This is a genomic window from Bacillus sp. ISL-7, from assembly GCF_018613065.1.
On the sequence record NZ_JAGGQW010000035.1, the window covers coordinates 167,964 to 185,029 of the forward strand.

The window sequence follows — 17,066 nt, forward strand, 5'->3', positions numbered from 1 at the left end:
TGTTGTAATTAGTATAACATATTTAGGTTTAATTGTGATGAATAAAATGCGGATTTTTAAAATGTTTTATAATTCAGGCAACTTAGAAACAGAAAAAAGAGAAGGTTGCCCTTCTCTCCCATTACTTATGATTATTTATATCGATGCCAAACTGGGCTAAAATTTCAAGAAGTTGTTTTTTTGTATCTGCGATCGAACCATTATTATCAATTACAGCATCCGCGAGCTTTATTTTTTCAGACAGGGGCATCTGAGAACGAACCCTTGCTTCGGCATCCTCTACTGATAGATTATTTCTCTTGATTAATCTTTTTAATTGTGTTTCATCGTCAACATAAACAAGTAACGTTTTATCCACCATATACGTAAGTTTACTTTCAAATAATAAAGGAATATCAAGAACAACCACTTCTTCACTGTTTTTTATTGCCTGATCGACTTGGTCCCTCATTCTTTTTCTAACCTCAGGGTGGACGATTTCGTTTAAAATTTGCCGTTTTTCAGCGTGATGGAAAATAATTGCGCCAAGCTTTTGCCTGTCAATTTCACCATCTTCCAATAAAATATCACGGCCAAACTCTTCAATAATCTTAAAATAAGCGGATTCACCTTGCATTACCGCTAGGCGTGATTCTATATCAGCATCGACTACAGTGATATCCATTTCTTTGAAAAAGTTTGAGACTGTGCTTTTTCCACTGGCGATTCCGCCTGTTAAACCGATAACTAATGACATGATCTTTTCCTTTCTAGATTCATAACTTCCATATTCCAATTATGATTAATAAAATCCCTGGCAAAAACGTGAACTTTTGGATCCAATCAAACTTATGAAAAAAAGTTCCGCTTTTTATCCCTAATAGAACAAATAATGAGCTCATAATCGCGACAGTAAATGCTAAATAAAAAGGAGAGAAACCAAGCATCGCTGCACCAATCCCGGCTCCAAAGGCATCCAGCGACAAAGCAAAGCCTAACATTAAAGCTTCGATCCCCGTAATCGTACCCGATTGGTCAAAGTCAGCCGACATCGGCTTTTTCAAGATGTTGATGGCTAATCCTAGGGATTTAATTTCAAAATTTACGATTGTTTTTTCATGTTCTAGTACGTCTTTTTCCTTTTCTGGTTTGAAAAATTGAAACAAAACCCATGCACCAAGAGCAATTAGAATGATTCCTCCTAGGCTTGCCGTAATACTTGGAGATAGAACTTTTTCAAGTCCATGCCCAATTGACACGGCAATCATTAGAGAAATAGCCGAGCAACTTGCAATAATAATCACTGATCGGATCGGCATGACCATTTTCCTTAGTCCATAGGTAAAACCCACGCTAAAGCTATCAAGGCTGAGAGCAAAAGCAAGTATGAGAAGTGAGAACAACTGAACCATGATGTCTAGGGCTCCTTCCTCCAAAATCATTACGATAGTATATGGCAGGAGCCTATCAAAGGTTAATATTATTCAATTCTCACTTTTTTTACTTTTTTCCCACTTAAATCTTTTGGCACTGCGGGCAGTAATGGGTTCCTCTGCCCCCTACGGTCGTTTTTTCTAATGGTGTTCCACATCGTTTACACTCTTCTCCTTTACGACCATAAGCGTATAATTCAAGCTGAAACATACCTATTTCCCCTTGGGAGTTAACATATGAGCGGATCGTACTTCCGCCCTTTTTGACGGCTTCGCTTAAGGTCGCAACAATTTCACGGTGAAGAAGGGCAAGTTCATTTTTATTTAATGTATTAGCAATACGTTCTGGGTGTATTCCTGCCCGAAAAAGTGCCTCATCCACATAGATATTACCGAGCCCCACAAAAAGTTTTTGGTCCAATAGAGCTGTTTTAATTTTTCGATTCGTTTTTTCAACCTTCTTAGTCAAGTACTCTACCGTAAATTCATCTGAAAAAGGTTCAGGACCAAGCCCTATGAGCGGTTCCGTTAAGAATTCGTCCCCTTTTTTGTATAAGTGCATCGTTCCAAATTTCCGAACGTCCCTATACCTTAATTCTGTTCCATCTGTAAAGTGAAAGAGTACATGTGTATGTTTATCAAAGGGTTCTTCCTTAGGATAAAGCCCATACTTTCCTTCCATTCTCAAATGCGATACTATCGCGAAATGATCCGTATAAATGATTAAAAATTTCCCTCTTCTGCCTACATCAACAATGGTCTCCCCTGCTAAAGCATCAACAAATTGTTCCACTTCAAGTGGGCTTTTAATGATTTTTGGCCAAAAGACGGTTATATCTTTGATGGTTTTATTGACAACTAATCTTTTTAACGTTTTCCTTATGGTTTCTACTTCTGGAAGCTCCGGCATTGCTGAGGGGTCCCCCTTTTATTTGGCGTCAAACCATGTTGGTCCATAGGCATAGTCCACTTTCAACGGCACCTTCAATTCGAGGGCATTTTCCATCACGTCTGGGACTAACTTCTTTAAAATTTCCAATTCGTCCTCAGGTGCTTCAAATATCAATTCATCGTGCACTTGAAGTAAGAGGCGCGTCTTTAAACCCTTGTCCTTTAAAGCATCGTCCATATCAATCATTGCTTTTTTTATGATATCAGCGGCACTGCCCTGAATTGGTGTATTCATGGCTGTCCTTTCTGCAAAGCTTCTGATGTTAAAATTACGAGCTGTAATTTCAGGAAGGTATCTTCTTCGCTGCATCAAAGTGGAGACATAGCCCTTTTGTTTTGCCGAGTGAATAATATCATCCATGTATTCTTTGACACCTGGATAGGTATCTAGATAACGATTAATGAATTGACCAGCTTCCTTCCTTGTAATTCCTAAGGATTGGGACAGACCATAATCACTGATTCCATAAACAATTCCAAAGTTAACAGCCTTTGCCTGACGCCTCATATTGGAAGTTACCTCATCTTTATTGACATGAAAAACTTCCATTGCTGTTTTTGTATGAATATCCATATCTTCTTTGAAGGCCTGAATCAGCTTTTCATCACCAGCAATATCCGCAAGGACACGCAGTTCGATCTGTGAATAGTCGGCTGCAAAAATGATCCAGCCTTCCTCTGATGGAACAAAGGCTTGGCGGATTTTACGTCCCTCTTCAAGGCGAATCGGTATATTTTGCAAATTAGGATCAATTGAACTTAATCTGCCAGTCGCAGTTAAAGTTTGTTGATACCTGGTATGGACTTTTCCCGTTTTAGGATTAATAACCTTCAGTAATCCTTCTATATAGGTAGATTGAAGCTTACCTAATTGTCTGTATAGAAGAATATGCTCGATGATTTCATGATCTTCTGCTAATTTTTCCAATACATCTGCTGAAGTTGAATGACCTGTTTTCGTTTTCTTAAACGAAGGAAGGTTTAATTTTTCAAATAAAATTACACCTAGTTGCTTCGGTGAATTGATATTAAACTTTTCACCTGCTAATTCACAAATCTTCTCTTCAATCTCGACGAGTCTCTCATTTAGCTCCTTACCCATTGCCTGAAGACGTTCCTGTTCCACCTTGATCCCGCACGATTCCATATCAGCCAAAATCAGCGATAAAGGCATTTCAAGCTCAGTAAATAATTCATATTGTTCATTTTTTCTTAATTCATCTTCTAGTTTTTCTTTAATATCAGACATTGCAAGGCTTTTCCGAACTAGATGTTCAGCGAGCTTAGACACTTCAGGGACTTTTCGTTTCGCCCCTTTCCCATAAAACGATTCATCAGATTGAATATTATGTAGATCGAATCTTTTCGTTATTGCAGCGAGGTCTTCAATGTTTTCTGAAGGATTTATGATATAGGAAGCCATTAGAATATCAAAATTGGCCCCTTTTAGATGAATATCATGTCTTCTTAATGAAACTTCAGATCGCTTGGCATCATAAACTATTTTCTTTTTACTCTCATCTTCCGCCCATTTTTTAAAAGCTTTTGACTGTAATGCCAAGTCAGTTGGCAAGTAGAAATGTCCTATTTCATTGACAAGAGAGAAACCGATAATCTCTGCATAATGATAATTATCATCCAGCATTTCAACGTAAAAATAATTAGTGTCTGCAAACAGTTCTTCTGTTATTTCAGTTGGAATATGAAAATCAATATCTTCAAGTTCCTGCTCTTCAATAGTGTCTGGACCTTCTCCAAGCTTGCCCAATAATGAATGAAAGCCTAATTCTTTAAATAAGGCTACTAATTTTTCGCGCGTAAAGCCCTCGTATGCGACGTTTTCTAAATCCACTTCGACAGGTGCTTGTCTTTCAATCGTAGCAAGTTCTTTACTCATTAATGCTTGGTTCTTAAATTCTTCAAGCTTCTCTTTCAGTTTGTTCCCAGTTACTTGTTCAACGGAGTTTAATAAATTTTCGAGGGTTGAAAACTCCTTCAACAATTTGATCGCTGTCTTTTCACCTACCCCAGGAACACCAGGAATATTATCGGAAGGGTCCCCCATTAACCCTTTCATATCAATGATTTGTTCTGGTGTAAGTCCATACTTTTCGGCTACATGTTCAGGGGTATATTCTTCAATATCTGTAATACCCTTTCGAGTAATTCCGACGGTTGTAGTGGCGGAAGAGAGTTGGGTTAAATCTTTGTCTCCTGAAATCACTTTTACTTCGTACCCATCCTTTTCTGCAGTTAATGAAAGGGTACCAATGATATCATCGGCCTCATAATTTTCAAGCTCATATCTGGAAATTCCATAAGCATCAAGAAGATCACGGATAAACGGAAATTGTTCGGATAGTTCGGGTGGGGTTTTTTGCCTTCCACCTTTATACTCACTAAAGGTTTTATGGCGAAAAGTAGTTTTTCCAGCATCAAATGCGACAAGTAAATGTGTTGGCTTTTCATCTTCAAGAATTTTCATCAACATCATCGTAAAGCCATATACCGCATTCGTGTGGATTCCTTTATCGTTATTAAGCAGGGGTAATGCAAAAAATGCTCGGTAAGCAATACTATTACCGTCAATCAGGACAAGTTTCCTTTTTTCCATTTATATCCACCTTCCAAAAATCATATCAAATATTTATGTAGTTCAATAATAAAGTCGCTTCCTTCACCCAAATTACTTCTAACACTTATGTTACCATGATGCGCTTCTATTAAGTGTTTTACGATTGCTAATCCAAGGCCTGTCCCACCCGAGTTACGACTTCTGGCACGGTCCACTCGGTAAAATCGTTCAAAAATACGTGGAATCTCTTCTTTACTAATTCCTACCCCTGAGTCTTTCACATGGATCCGTACGTTCTCACCATGTTCGAGAAGGATAATTTTTACGTCCCCTTCTGGCGGGGTATAGTTAATTGCGTTGCCGATTAAATTGATAAATACTTGTTTTAAACGGTCCGAATCGCCATTGATTAACACTTGATTTTGCTTGCTGTAAAATTCAAGCTTGATATTCTTTGCTTCTGCTTTTCCTGTAAGAATCGTGATTACTTCTTTTAATAACATATGCAAATCTATTTCTTGAATGTTTAATCTGAAGCCTTGCTGCTCTATTTTTGAAAGCTCTAACAGGTCTTGTATAAGTGTTTGCAGGCGATCACTCTCTTTTAAAATGATCGAAAGAAACGCTTCTAATGTTTCTTTATTGTTCATGGCACCGTCCAGCAATGTTTCAGTAAATCCTTTAATAGACGTTACTGGGGTTTTTAATTCATGCGAAACATTGGCGACAAAATCCTTCCGCATTTGCTCGAGTTTTTTTATTTCGGTTATATCATGAAAAACAAGCAGTACCCCTTTCCAAACATTATTTGTTCCAATTATCGGGACACCATACACAACAAAATACCTTCGTTCGATCAAAAAAGGCACAAGTAATTGTTCACTTACCTTCTTTTCAGTCCGAAAAACCTCTGCTACTAAATGACAAATTCCTTCATATTCAATCACTTCATAGTAGAGTTTATTTAAATAATCACTTGGATTCACCTGAAAAATATCAATAAACCCTTTATTAATGAGATTAATGTAACCGCGACTGTCTATTAAGACTAATCCTGCTCCCATATTTTCAATTAAAGCACTTAACCGGTCCTGTTGCATTTCTTGTGCTTTAACAAGTTCTTGGAGGTTTTCGGCAAGCATATTGATCGATGACCCAAGCATGCCGGTTTCATCCAATCGATCTACTTTTGTTCGTGCCCGGTAGTTTCCGTTTGCCAGTTCAACCGCTACATTTGTGGCGGCTTCAATTGGTTTTGTATACTTTGAGGTGATTCTAATGGATAGAAAAATAATTATTATTATTGCAATCCCTAGACAGATGGAAAGGACCCACAAGATTTCAACTTTAAAATGTTCATTTAGAGACTCTAGGTAATAGCTTTTAAAAAATTGGCCCAGCAATATTCCTAATCCAACTAAAACAGCCATAATTAATAAGATTAGTGTAATTAGCAGACCTTTTCGGTATTTGGTCATTCTCCTTTCGGCTCCTCCAATTTATAGCCCAAGCCCCGTAACGTTTTAATATAGGCCGGCTTTTTCGTATCCACTTCAACTTTCTCTCTTAAATGTGATATATGTACATCCACAATTCTAGTATCTCCAGCAAAGTCATAATTCCAAACAGCACTTAGTAATTGATCACGCGTCAAGACGCGGCCTTTATTTTGCGCGAGATAAAGAAGTAATTCAAATTCCTTTAAGGTTAACTCCAAAAGTTTTTCGTTAAAATAAGCCTCATATTTTTCAGGATCGATTCTTAAATTAGCGATCACTAGTTGACCCGTCTCTTTTTCACCTACGTCAATTGCCTCCGTTTGGACTTGTGTCCTCCTAAGAATTGCTTTCACGCGGGCGATCACTTCTCTAGGACTGAAAGGCTTAACCATATAATCATCTGCACCAAGCTCTAAACCTAATATTTTATCGAGCTCATCATCTTTTGCAGTTAACATTAAAATCGGAGTCATTATACTCTTTTGACGGAGCTGCTTACATACTTCCATTCCATCCAACTTCGGTAACATGAGGTCTAATACAATGATATTAGGGTCTTGTGTCTCTGCAAGATGTTTCCCCTCTTCACCATCCATTGCAGTAATCACTTCATACCCGGCCTGCTCCAAATTATATTGAAGCAAAGTAACAATTGACTGTTCATCATCGACAACAAGTATTTTATTTTTCATAATATCCCCCACTAAATAAGTTACCTCCATTATAATAATAAAAATTACATATTATCTAGTTTTACAAAAATTTAACATTAAAGGAATGTTCACATACCCATCGAAACGAGTTTGAATTTATTTAAAATAATTAACAAAATATCCACTTTTGGTGTCAAATTTCGCCATAATTTTTTATAAAATTAACTATGAAAGGGAGTGGAATATGGCTTACAAACCACGTTTTGAAACAAGTGAATTATTGATCCTAAGAATTTTGAATAAACGAATGAATTTAACAACTGAGGAGCAGCTGCATTATAAAAACAAGGAAAAAGGCTTTGAAGGTGAAGTTCAGTTTGATTTATTAACAGAGAAGCTTCAATGTGAGTGCTTCATTTTAAACGATCTGCTGCTTGAGGTTAACAATTCTAAATTCCAAATTGATACCACTATTATTTTTCAAGAAACGATTTACCCTTTTGAGGTAAAAAATTATGAATGCGACTTCATTTTCAAACCTGACAGGCTTAAGAGGATTTCCGGTAAAGATTATAAAAATCCACTAGACCAATTGAAACGCACCAAATTCATGCTCCGCCAGTTACTGCAAAATCTAGGATATAATATCCCCATTGAGGGAACCGTTGTGTTTATTAACCCCGAGTTTACATTATATCAAGCGCCCCTAAACGAACCCATTGTTTATCATTCACAACTACATCGATTCATGAAAAAATTAGATATGCAGCGCTCAAAACTAACTAGTCGGCATAAGAAGCTAGCTGACAAGCTTATTTCCTTACATCAAGTTGAATCACCTTATAAAAGGCTACCACCATATAAGTATGAGCATCTAAGAAAGGGGTTTACTTGTGCGAAATGTAATTCATTTTCACTTTTTGTAAATGGAAATCATTTAGCGTGTAACCAATGTGGGCACCAGAAAGGGATAGAGTCGGCTGTTTTGTGCAGCGTGGAGGAAATTAAACTACTATTTCCGGAAAAGAAGATTTCCACCAATTGTGTTTATGATTGGTGTGGGGAGGTTGTGTCTAAAAAGAAAATCAATAGGATATTAACAAGATATTATAAAAGAATGGGGCGAGGTAGGTTTTCTTACTATGTTGATAAATGAATGTAAGCGACTAGACCCACTGTTTTCCTTTAGGGTTATGTTTTTTAATTAATTACAACTCATGAGGACAACTTTGGCTCTTCTCTTGCGGTATTTGTCCTCATGAACCCCTCATGAGGACAACTTTAGCTCTTCTCTTACATTTTTTGTCCTCATGAACTCCTCATGAGGACAACTTTAGCTCTTTCCAAACCTTTTTTGTCCTCATGGACCACTATTGAACACAGGTATTACTTAGTGATCCAGTTTTCCAGCATCATTTCAGTAAAAATACTGGATCCTTATCAACTTTATTAAAAATTATCCAGAGTCCTACCATGTATTTCCTCCAAACGATGTGGAGGACAAACTTTAACCCTTCCCAGTATGACAGTTTCATTTTTTTCATTCATTCCAATGACACTGATCACAATGGTATGCTCATCTCTTACAACCTCAATCACTTCAAACAAAAACTCGACGGTTCCATAATGATATACCGGCTTAGGAAACTCAATTTCTTGGCTTAAGATATGGCTCCCAGGACCGGGTAAATATTTTGAGATGGCAGAGGTTATCATTCCCGTAAGCATAATACTAGGAACGATTGGTTTTTCAAAAGGAGTCTGTGAAGCATAATCATGTTGAATATAGAGAGGATTGGCATCGTCTGTTAATCCTAAATAAAGAAGGATATCCTTGTCTTCTATCTTTTCAGACATAGACAATTTTTCACCGACAGTAATTTCTTCAATCCTTCTGCCTAACTTTCTTTTTTTACCTAAAAGCATATAACTCCACCCCTGTTGTAAGCGATTTCATTTGAATGCAAAGAAATTCGGGGAAACCCTTGCAGCCCCGAATTTCTCTATTATAATTTTTTATGCTAACACTTGCATTACATTGCGAACGGATTCCGCTGATTTATCTAATGCAGCTTTTTCGTCAGCAGTTAACTCAAGCTCAATTATTTTTTCAATACCATTTGCACCAAGGATCGTTGGTACTCCGAGGTAAATGCCATCGTAACCAAATTCGCCTTCAAGATAAGCAATGGAAGGAATCACTCGACGTTGATCTTTAAGGATTGCTTCACACATTTCTACTAAAGAAGCTGCAGGCGCATAATAAGCACTTCCATTACCTAGAAGGTTTACAATTTCACCGCCGCCTTTTCTTGTGCGTTCTACAATTGCTTCTAGACGGTCTTTAGGAATTAATGTTTCTAATGGAATACCACCAGCATAGGAGTAGCGTACAAGAGGAACCATATCATCTCCATGTCCACCCAATACAAATCCTGTAATGTCTTTAACAGAAAGATTTAATTCTTGAGCAACAAATGTGCGGAAACGAGCACTATCTAGAACCCCAGATTGACCAATTACACGGTTTTTAGGGAATCCTGATTCTTTAAATACAGTATATGTCATTGCATCTACTGGGTTGGTTAGAACAAGAATCGTACAGTTTGGAGAATACTTTACAATCTCCTGTGTAACACTTCTCATTACCTTCTGGTTTGTCTGGACTAAATCATCGCGGCTCATTCCAGGTTTGCGGGCAATACCAGCAGTGATAACGACAATATCAGAATCCCGAGTATCTTCATAATTTGAAGTACCTGTAATATTAGAATCAAAGCCTTGTACTGGACTCGCTTCAAGCATATCTAACGCTTTACCTTTTGTTGGGTTTTCCATTTGCGGGATATCAACTAGAACTACATCGCCAAGTTCCTTTTGTGCCAGTAAAAATGCAGTGGTTGCTCCTGTAAATCCGCCGCCGATAACAGATACCTTTTTACGTTTTAATGACATTTTAATTCTCCCCCTTGAACTTTTTAATGTTTCACTTGAATCTAGAAAAGGCAGAAGGGGCTATTTTTATTATTAACAGCCCGCATCTGCTCTCCACTTTCCCTTCTTATTCCATGTTCTTAATTAGCTCGTCACCGAATTCAGAAGTTTTTACTTCAGTTGCTCCGTCCATTAAACGAGCAAAATCATAAGTTACAACTTTAGAAGCAATTGTTTTTTCAACAGATTTAATAACCATTGTAGCCGCTTCATTCCAGCCTAAGTGCTCAAGTAATAACACACCTGATAAAATGACAGAAGAAGGGTTTACTTTATCAAGACCCGCATACTTAGGTGCAGTACCATGTGTTGCTTCAAAAATTGCATGTCCTGTTTCATAGTTGATGTTGGCGCCTGGTGCAATACCAATACCGCCTACTTGCGCTGCAAGTGCATCAGAAATGAAATCTCCGTTCAAGTTCATTGTTGCAACCACATCAAACTCACGTGGACGTGTAAGGATTTGCTGTAAGAAGATATCAGCAATAGCATCTTTTACGATGATTTTGCCTGAAGCTTCTGCATCAGTCTGAGCCTTATTAGCAGCTTCAGAACCTTGTTCCGCTTTAATGCGGTCATACTGTAACCATGTAAATACTTTGTCGCCGAATTCCTTCTCAGCAAGCTCATAACCCCAGTTTTTAAACGCGCCTTCAGTGAATTTCATGATATTTCCTTTATGCACGAGTGTAACGGATTTACGGCCTTCTTTAATAGCATAATTGATCGCTGCACGTACTAGACGGCTTGTTCCTTCTTCCGAAACTGGTTTAATACCGATACCTGAAGTTTCAGGGAATCTGATTTTCTTAACACCCATTTCGTTTTGTAGGAAGTCAATAACCTTTTTAACTGCTTCAGTACCTTTTTCATATTCAATACCCGCATAAATATCTTCAGTGTTTTCACGGAAAATAACCATATCCGTATCTTGTGGGCGCTTAACAGGGGAAGGAACACCTTCGAACCATCTAACTGGACGTAAGCAGACAAACAAATCTAATTCTTGTCTAAGAGCAACATTTAATGAACGAATTCCTCCGCCAACAGGAGTGGTTAATGGACCTTTAATGGCAATTAAATACTCTCTGATCACGTCAAGCGTTTCACTTGGAAGCCATTCACCTGTTTTGTTAAATGCCTTTTCTCCAGCTAAAACTTCTTTCCAAATCAATTTACGCTCGCCTTTATAGGCTTTTTCAACTGCTGCATTTAAAACTCGCTCGGAAGCTGCCCAAATATCTGGACCGATACCATCACCTTCAATAAATGGGATGATTGGATTATTTGGTACATTTAATACTCCGTTTGTAACCGTGATTTTTTCGCCTGACATAGTTGATTCACCCTCCTATTATGTAAAAGAAAACTAAAAAACTTACACCCTTTGTCTTATCAAAGGTTAGAGAGGTTAGTCTCTAACCTTTTCATACATATCTATTAGACCAATTATTCTAACAAAAGTAAAATATTAGCCTCGTTGCTCGATTGGAACATATTTTTGCATTCCAGGACCAATATAATCTGCACGCGGTCGAATTAACCGGTTGTTCTCATATTGTTCAAGAATATGTGCAAGCCATCCTGATACCCTGCTGACAGCAAAGATTGGTGTCATTAAGTCATGATCAATCCCTAAACTGTGATAAACAGAGGCTGAATAGAAATCCACGTTAGGTGGCAAATTCTTTTCACCTGTGACAATGCTTTCAATTTTTTCAGACATATCATACCAATGTGGTTCGCCCGTTAGTTCAGTTAATTTTTTAGACATTGCTCTTAAGTGCTTGGCACGTGGGTCACCTTGTCGATATACACGGTGGCCAAAGCCCATGATTTTTTCTTTCTTCTCAAGTTTACCACGGACGAATGGCTCTACATTTTCAAGCGTGCCAATTTCTTTTAGCATTTTCATTACAGCTTCATTTGCCCCACCGTGAAGTGGTCCTTTTAGGGCTCCAATTGCGGCAGTTACTCCAGAATAAACATCTGATAACGTAGCTACACAAACACGTGCTGTGAATGTAGATGCATTCAATTCATGGTCCGCATGTAATACGAGCGCTTTATTTATTGCTTCTTCAGCAATTGGTTCTGGTTCCTTGCCAGTTAACATGTATAAGAAATTCGCTGCAAAGCTTAATTCCTTTTTAGGAGGAATTGGCTCAAGTCCTTTTCTAACACGTGCAAATGTTGCAACAATGGCTGGCATTTTTGCTTGAAGGCGAATTGCTTTTCGGTAATTTGATTCTGTGTCCATTAAATCAGCTTCTTCGTCATATAAACCTAAAAGGGAAACGGCTGAACGAAGGGCTGCCATTGGGTGGACCTTTTGGATTGGGTACATTTTAAAATGCTCAATTACTTCCTGTGGAAGTGCTGCATTCTCAGAAAGTTGTTTTTTCAATTCTGTTAACTGCTCTGCATTTGGCAGCTTTAAGTGCCATAATAAATAAATTACCTCTTCAAAACTAGCATTCACAGCTAGATCATCAATGTCATAGCCAACATATGTTAGCGTGTCATCAATAATTGAACTGATTGAGGAAGTTGTTGCCACTACCCCTTCTAAACCGCGTGTTACTGTCATAGTATATCTCTCCTTCACATTCTAAATTTCCCCACACCTTTTTAAAAAATTATTCCCCTTATTCCATCCTTTAAGTTGACTGAGCGATTGCTCGGGTAAAAAGCAAATAGTTAAAATGAGATTCCTTTTAGAGGCACAAATTGATTTATAAACAATTCAGCATATCTATTTGGTTTATGTAAAAAAGGATACGCTTACAAGCCTATTATAAACAATTATCAGATTTTTGTGAATGAAAAGGAACCGAAAAATGCAAAAAAATATTATTTTACAAAAAATCTAGGTAAAAAAACTAAAAATTCTCATTGCTGTATAGGCAATTCCAGCTCCAATTAGAGGGCCAACTGCGACCCCTTTAAAAATTGACACAGATAAAATAGTGCCAAGAACTAGTGCTGTTGTAATCTGTGGATCATCTGCTAGTAACTTAACCCCTCCTTTTGCCAGCATAGCGACAATCATGCCCGAGATCAGGGCAATCCAAGCATATGATGATTTAAATGCTCCTGTTAAGTCTTTAAAACCAATTTCTCCACTTGCAATCGGGACTAATACCGCAATTGTAATAATTGTGACACCCCAATTAATACCTTTGGACTGTATAAATGAGAATGCCTTTGTATCCAATCCTACTACCTTTAAGGTAATGAGCACTGCAATGGCAACCAGTAAGGAACTGTTTTTCGCAATAAAACCAATAACGAGCAATAACAGTAAAAATAAAAATGACTCATTTAGCATGTTCTCACCATCCCATTTCCAAATTATCGTAACATAATACCTGCTAAAGCATGAAATTAATGATTACAATAAGTTTCTGTTCAATCTCCTTGCGAATCCTTCAAATAAAATGTTCGTAATATTTTTAAGACTATTATATTTATCTGGAAAAGTTATGCAGTTTATTTCATAAAATGTTAAACTAGAACTACCAAACATACATATAAAGGAGGTTTGTCTTTGAATCTAAAGTACTTATACCGGACAATACGATTCTTAATTGTAATAGGTGCTATTGTTTTGGCGCTTTACTCTTTTTACTTTCTGTCAAAAGTGACCTATCCATTTTTAATTGGACTAATTATTGCGTTTATGATTAATCCACTTGTAGATATTTTTGAAAAAAAGGCTAGAATGCCTCGTGTATTAGCTGTTTTTATTGCACTTATTCTTATTTTTGCCTTATTTGCAGGTTTAATTACACTACTAATAGCCGAGATTGTCTCTGGTGCAAATTATTTGTCTACGGTAGTCCCCGAACATCTAGATACGTTAATTGAATATATAGAGAAATATTTTACTGCTCAAATTCTTCCGATATATGATCAATTAACAAGTGTGTTTAATAAACTTGAATCAGGGCAGCAGGATACGATTATTGGAAATATACAGAATGTTGGGACGAGAATTGGCTCAACCGTTGGCAATTTTATTCAGAACCTATTTGGTATTATCCCAAATATCATCGCTTGGCTTCCAAATGCAGCTACCGTATTAATCTTTTCCTTATTGGCTACTTTTTTTATCAGTAAGGATTGGTACCGTTTATCGACATTGGGCGGCAGACTCTTACCTGAGAAAGCAAAAACAAGCAGCCGGTCAGTTTTTGTTGATTTAAAAAAGGCGCTGTTTGGTTTTATTAAAGCCCAATTAACACTGATATCGATTACCACGGTTATTATTCTAATTGGCCTACTTATTCTTCGTGTTGATTACGCGATAACTATCGCTTTAGTAACAGGAGTAGTGGATGTTATTCCTTACCTGGGTACGGGTGCTGTTTTTGTCCCATGGATTATTTATGTGGCGATTGGAGGCAATACAGGTCTTGCCATTGGCTTAGGGGTTCTTTATATTGTTGTCATCGTTCAACGGCAAGTCATGGAGCCCAAAATCCTTTCTTCTAATATTGGACTTGATCCATTAGCCACACTGATTGCGTTATTTGTCGGTTTTAAAATGATTGGTCTTTTAGGATTAATTGTTGGCCCCGTCACCCTTGTCATTATTAGCACCTTGTATCGTGCGAATGTTTTTAATGATTTATGGGTTTTTATTAAAGGAAAAGAGGTTTGAGACTTCTTAATAAGAAAAGTCAGCCCCAATTGGATGCTGACTTTTCTTATTTTATGATTTTAATATTTCCTTTATTAATCCGTCTTCGCCACGCTTTGAGGATTAGAAATTTTATCGGCTTTCTGGTTGGCGGGAAAAGAAATAGGAACCCAGTAACATCAGTGATAAATCCTGGCGTTAATAAAAGTGTTCCGCCAATTAAGATACAAATTCCATCTAATAGAGCTTCGCCTGGAATCTGACCGTAGCTTAGTTGTTCCTGCACCCTTCTGATTGTCTGGAGTCCCTCTCTTTTAGCTAAATACGCCCCAATGATTCCTGTTAATAAAATTAGGGCAATGGTTGGCCAAACACCGATAGCTTTACCTGAAAAAAGTAAAACACCAATATCCATAGCAGGAATTACAATGATCAATAAAAATAAATAACGCATAGATTGTCCCCTTTCAAACGGCTTATTCTTATTATATTACCAATGGGGATGATTTTGTGGTTATTAAAAAAAGAAGGGGTCTCCCCTTCTTTTTTCCTTATCTCTTATAGGACACTAGCATGACCGTTGTAGATAACTCCACTAGTAGCATCTACGGTTATTTCTTGGCCATCTTTAAACAATTCTAAGGCATTATCTACCCCAACAACAACTGGGATGCTTAGGTTTAGTCCAACCACTGCTGCATGGCTCGTTAATCCACCCTCTTGGGTAATAACGGCCGCACATTTTTCAAGTGCTGGCACCATATCACGGTCCGTACCAATTGTCACAAGAATCGAACCTTGCTTTACTTTTTCTAAAGCTTCTTTCGCATCATGGGCAACTACCACTTTCCCAAAGGCTGACCTACGGCCAATTCCTTGCGCTTTTGTAATAATATCGCCGACAACATGGATTTTCATTAGGTTTGTTGTACCGGCTTCACCCACTGGCACACCAGCTGTAATGACAACTAAATCACCACGGTTAACGATACCGCTATTTAAGCTTTCTTCAACGGCAATATCTAACATTTCGTCTATTGAGGTAGCGACTCTCCCAAATTGCGGGTAAACACCCCAAACAAGGGATAAACGGCGGCATACATGTTCAACGGAAGTTACCGCAACGATGGAAGCTTTTGGACGATATTTAGAAATCATTCTAGCAGTATGGCCGCTTTCAGTAGGGGTAATAATTGAATTTACTTCAAGATTTAAAGCAGTATGTGCAACAGATTGTCCAATCGCATCTGTAAGATTATGTTCTGTATCTTTACTGCGGCTTGAGAGTATTTCTTTATGATCTAAAGCTGATTCTGCTCTGGAAGCAATATTGTGCATCGTTTGGACTGCTTCAACAGGATATTGTCCAGCAGCAGTTTCACCAGAAAGCATAATTGCGTCAGTCCCATCAAAAATCGCATTCGCTACATCACTAGCTTCTGCACGAGTTGGTCTAGGATTTCTCTGCATGGAATCAAGCATTTGAGTCGCAGTAATAACTGGTTTGCCCTGCGCATTACATTTCTTAATTAACATCTTTTGGACAAGTGGAACTTCTTCAGCAGGGATTTCTACGCCAAGATCTCCACGAGCAACCATTAAGCCATCAGAAATTTCTAAGATTTCGTCAATGTTATCGACGCCTTCCTGGTTTTCAATCTTAGGAATAATGTGGATATGTGTAGCATTATTTTCTTCTAATAACTGACGGATTTCTAAAACATCCTTTGCACGTCGAACGAAAGAGGCAGCAATAAAATCAACACCTTGTTCAATTCCGAAAAGAATATCTTGAGTATCTTTTTCTGTAATTCCAGGCAGGTTCACTGATACACCTGGAACGTTAACACCTTTTTTATTTTTCAATGTACCGCTATTTAAAATTTTGGTATGGATTTCATTTGCCGATTTATCCACATTCGTTACTTCTAAGCCAATTAAGCCATCATCTAAAAGAATCTTTGAGCCTACATGGACATCTTCAATTAGCCCTGGATATGTAACTGAAAACTTTTGAAGCGTTCCTTCTACTTCGGTCATGGAAACGATAATATTTTCTCCAGCCGTTAGCTCAAGTGCACCGTTTTCCATGTTGTTTGTCCGAATTTCAGGACCTTTTGTATCTAATAGTATGGCAACGATTTTGCCAGTTTGTCTGGATGCTTCGCGAATATTTTGGATTCGTGCACCATGTTCTGCAAAATCTCCATGTGAAAAATTTAATCGAGCTACGTTCATACCCGAATTGATTAATTGTGTTAATTTTTCAACGCTCTCACTAGCTGGACCAATTGTACAAACGATTTTTGTTTTTCGTAACATTCTTATTTTTCCTCC

At 37.7% G+C, this 17,066-nt stretch carries 15 protein-coding genes; 2 read left to right on the forward strand and 13 right to left on the reverse strand.

Features of this window, described 5'->3' with window-relative positions:
• Window positions 1–121: 121 nt before the first annotated feature.
• From coaE to J7E66_RS14110, 6 genes are all read right to left on the reverse strand, one after another.
• Entirely contained in the window at window positions 122–736 is a 615-nt protein-coding gene (gene coaE, locus J7E66_RS14085) for a dephospho-CoA kinase (RefSeq protein WP_215001021.1), read from the reverse strand.
• Between the two features lie 19 nt (window positions 737–755).
• Window positions 756–1,391: a sporulation membrane protein YtaF gene (gene ytaF / locus J7E66_RS14090; protein ID WP_215001023.1), complete on the reverse strand. Its 636-nt coding sequence runs from the start codon at window positions 1,389–1,391 to the stop codon at window positions 756–758.
• A gap of 103 nt (window positions 1,392–1,494) precedes the next feature.
• A complete protein-coding gene (mutM, locus tag J7E66_RS14095; RefSeq protein ID WP_215001024.1) occupies window positions 1,495–2,322 on the reverse strand; it encodes a DNA-formamidopyrimidine glycosylase in 828 nt (275 codons plus the stop codon).
• An 18-nt stretch (window positions 2,323–2,340) separates the two neighbouring features.
• Entirely contained in the window at window positions 2,341–4,977 is a 2,637-nt protein-coding gene (gene polA / locus J7E66_RS14100) for a DNA polymerase I (protein WP_215001026.1), read from the reverse strand.
• 20 nt (window positions 4,978–4,997) lie between these two features.
• Window positions 4,998–6,416, reverse strand: coding sequence for a two-component system histidine kinase PnpS (gene pnpS / locus J7E66_RS14105; protein WP_215001028.1), 1,419 nt, complete (start codon window positions 6,414–6,416; stop codon window positions 4,998–5,000).
• Complete coding sequence (locus J7E66_RS14110; RefSeq protein WP_215001030.1) at window positions 6,413–7,129, reverse strand: response regulator transcription factor; 717 nt, start codon at window positions 7,127–7,129, stop codon at window positions 6,413–6,415. Before J7E66_RS14110 ends, pnpS begins: the two co-directional genes overlap by 4 nt.
• Before the next feature lie 205 nt (window positions 7,130–7,334).
• Between J7E66_RS14110 and J7E66_RS14115 the strand changes: the two genes are divergently transcribed.
• Entirely contained in the window at window positions 7,335–8,246 is a 912-nt protein-coding gene (locus J7E66_RS14115) for a nuclease-related domain-containing protein (RefSeq protein ID WP_215001032.1), read from the forward strand.
• A gap of 293 nt (window positions 8,247–8,539) precedes the next feature.
• On the opposite strand, the gene J7E66_RS14120 is transcribed toward J7E66_RS14115, so the two are convergent.
• From J7E66_RS14120 to J7E66_RS14140, 5 genes are all read right to left on the reverse strand, one after another.
• On the reverse strand, window positions 8,540–9,016 hold the full coding sequence (locus tag J7E66_RS14120; RefSeq protein WP_215001033.1) for a MaoC/PaaZ C-terminal domain-containing protein: 477 nt from the start codon (window positions 9,014–9,016) through the stop codon (window positions 8,540–8,542).
• 90 nt (window positions 9,017–9,106) lie between these two features.
• A complete protein-coding gene (gene mdh / locus J7E66_RS14125; RefSeq protein WP_215001035.1) occupies window positions 9,107–10,045 on the reverse strand; it encodes a malate dehydrogenase in 939 nt (312 codons plus the stop codon).
• A gap of 106 nt (window positions 10,046–10,151) precedes the next feature.
• Entirely contained in the window at window positions 10,152–11,420 is a 1,269-nt protein-coding gene (icd, locus tag J7E66_RS14130) for an NADP-dependent isocitrate dehydrogenase (protein WP_215001037.1), read from the reverse strand.
• 135 nt (window positions 11,421–11,555) lie between these two features.
• Entirely contained in the window at window positions 11,556–12,674 is a 1,119-nt protein-coding gene (gene citZ / locus J7E66_RS14135; RefSeq protein WP_215001039.1) for a citrate synthase, read from the reverse strand.
• Between the two features lie 279 nt (window positions 12,675–12,953).
• A complete protein-coding gene (locus tag J7E66_RS14140) occupies window positions 12,954–13,415 on the reverse strand; it encodes a DUF441 domain-containing protein (protein ID WP_215001041.1) in 462 nt (153 codons plus the stop codon).
• Window positions 13,416–13,634: 219 nt separating this feature from the next.
• On the opposite strand from J7E66_RS14140, the gene ytvI reads away from it, so the two are divergent.
• Complete coding sequence (gene ytvI, locus J7E66_RS14145) at window positions 13,635–14,750, forward strand: sporulation integral membrane protein YtvI (RefSeq protein WP_215001042.1); 1,116 nt, start codon at window positions 13,635–13,637, stop codon at window positions 14,748–14,750.
• A 46-nt stretch (window positions 14,751–14,796) separates the two neighbouring features.
• On the opposite strand, the gene J7E66_RS14150 is transcribed toward ytvI, so the two are convergent.
• Both J7E66_RS14150 and pyk read right to left on the reverse strand, forming a co-directional pair.
• A complete protein-coding gene (locus J7E66_RS14150; protein ID WP_214731903.1) occupies window positions 14,797–15,183 on the reverse strand; it encodes an FxsA family protein in 387 nt (128 codons plus the stop codon).
• Window positions 15,184–15,287: 104 nt separating this feature from the next.
• A complete protein-coding gene (pyk, locus tag J7E66_RS14155) occupies window positions 15,288–17,051 on the reverse strand; it encodes a pyruvate kinase (RefSeq protein WP_215001045.1) in 1,764 nt (587 codons plus the stop codon).
• Window positions 17,052–17,066: the final 15 nt, after the last annotated feature.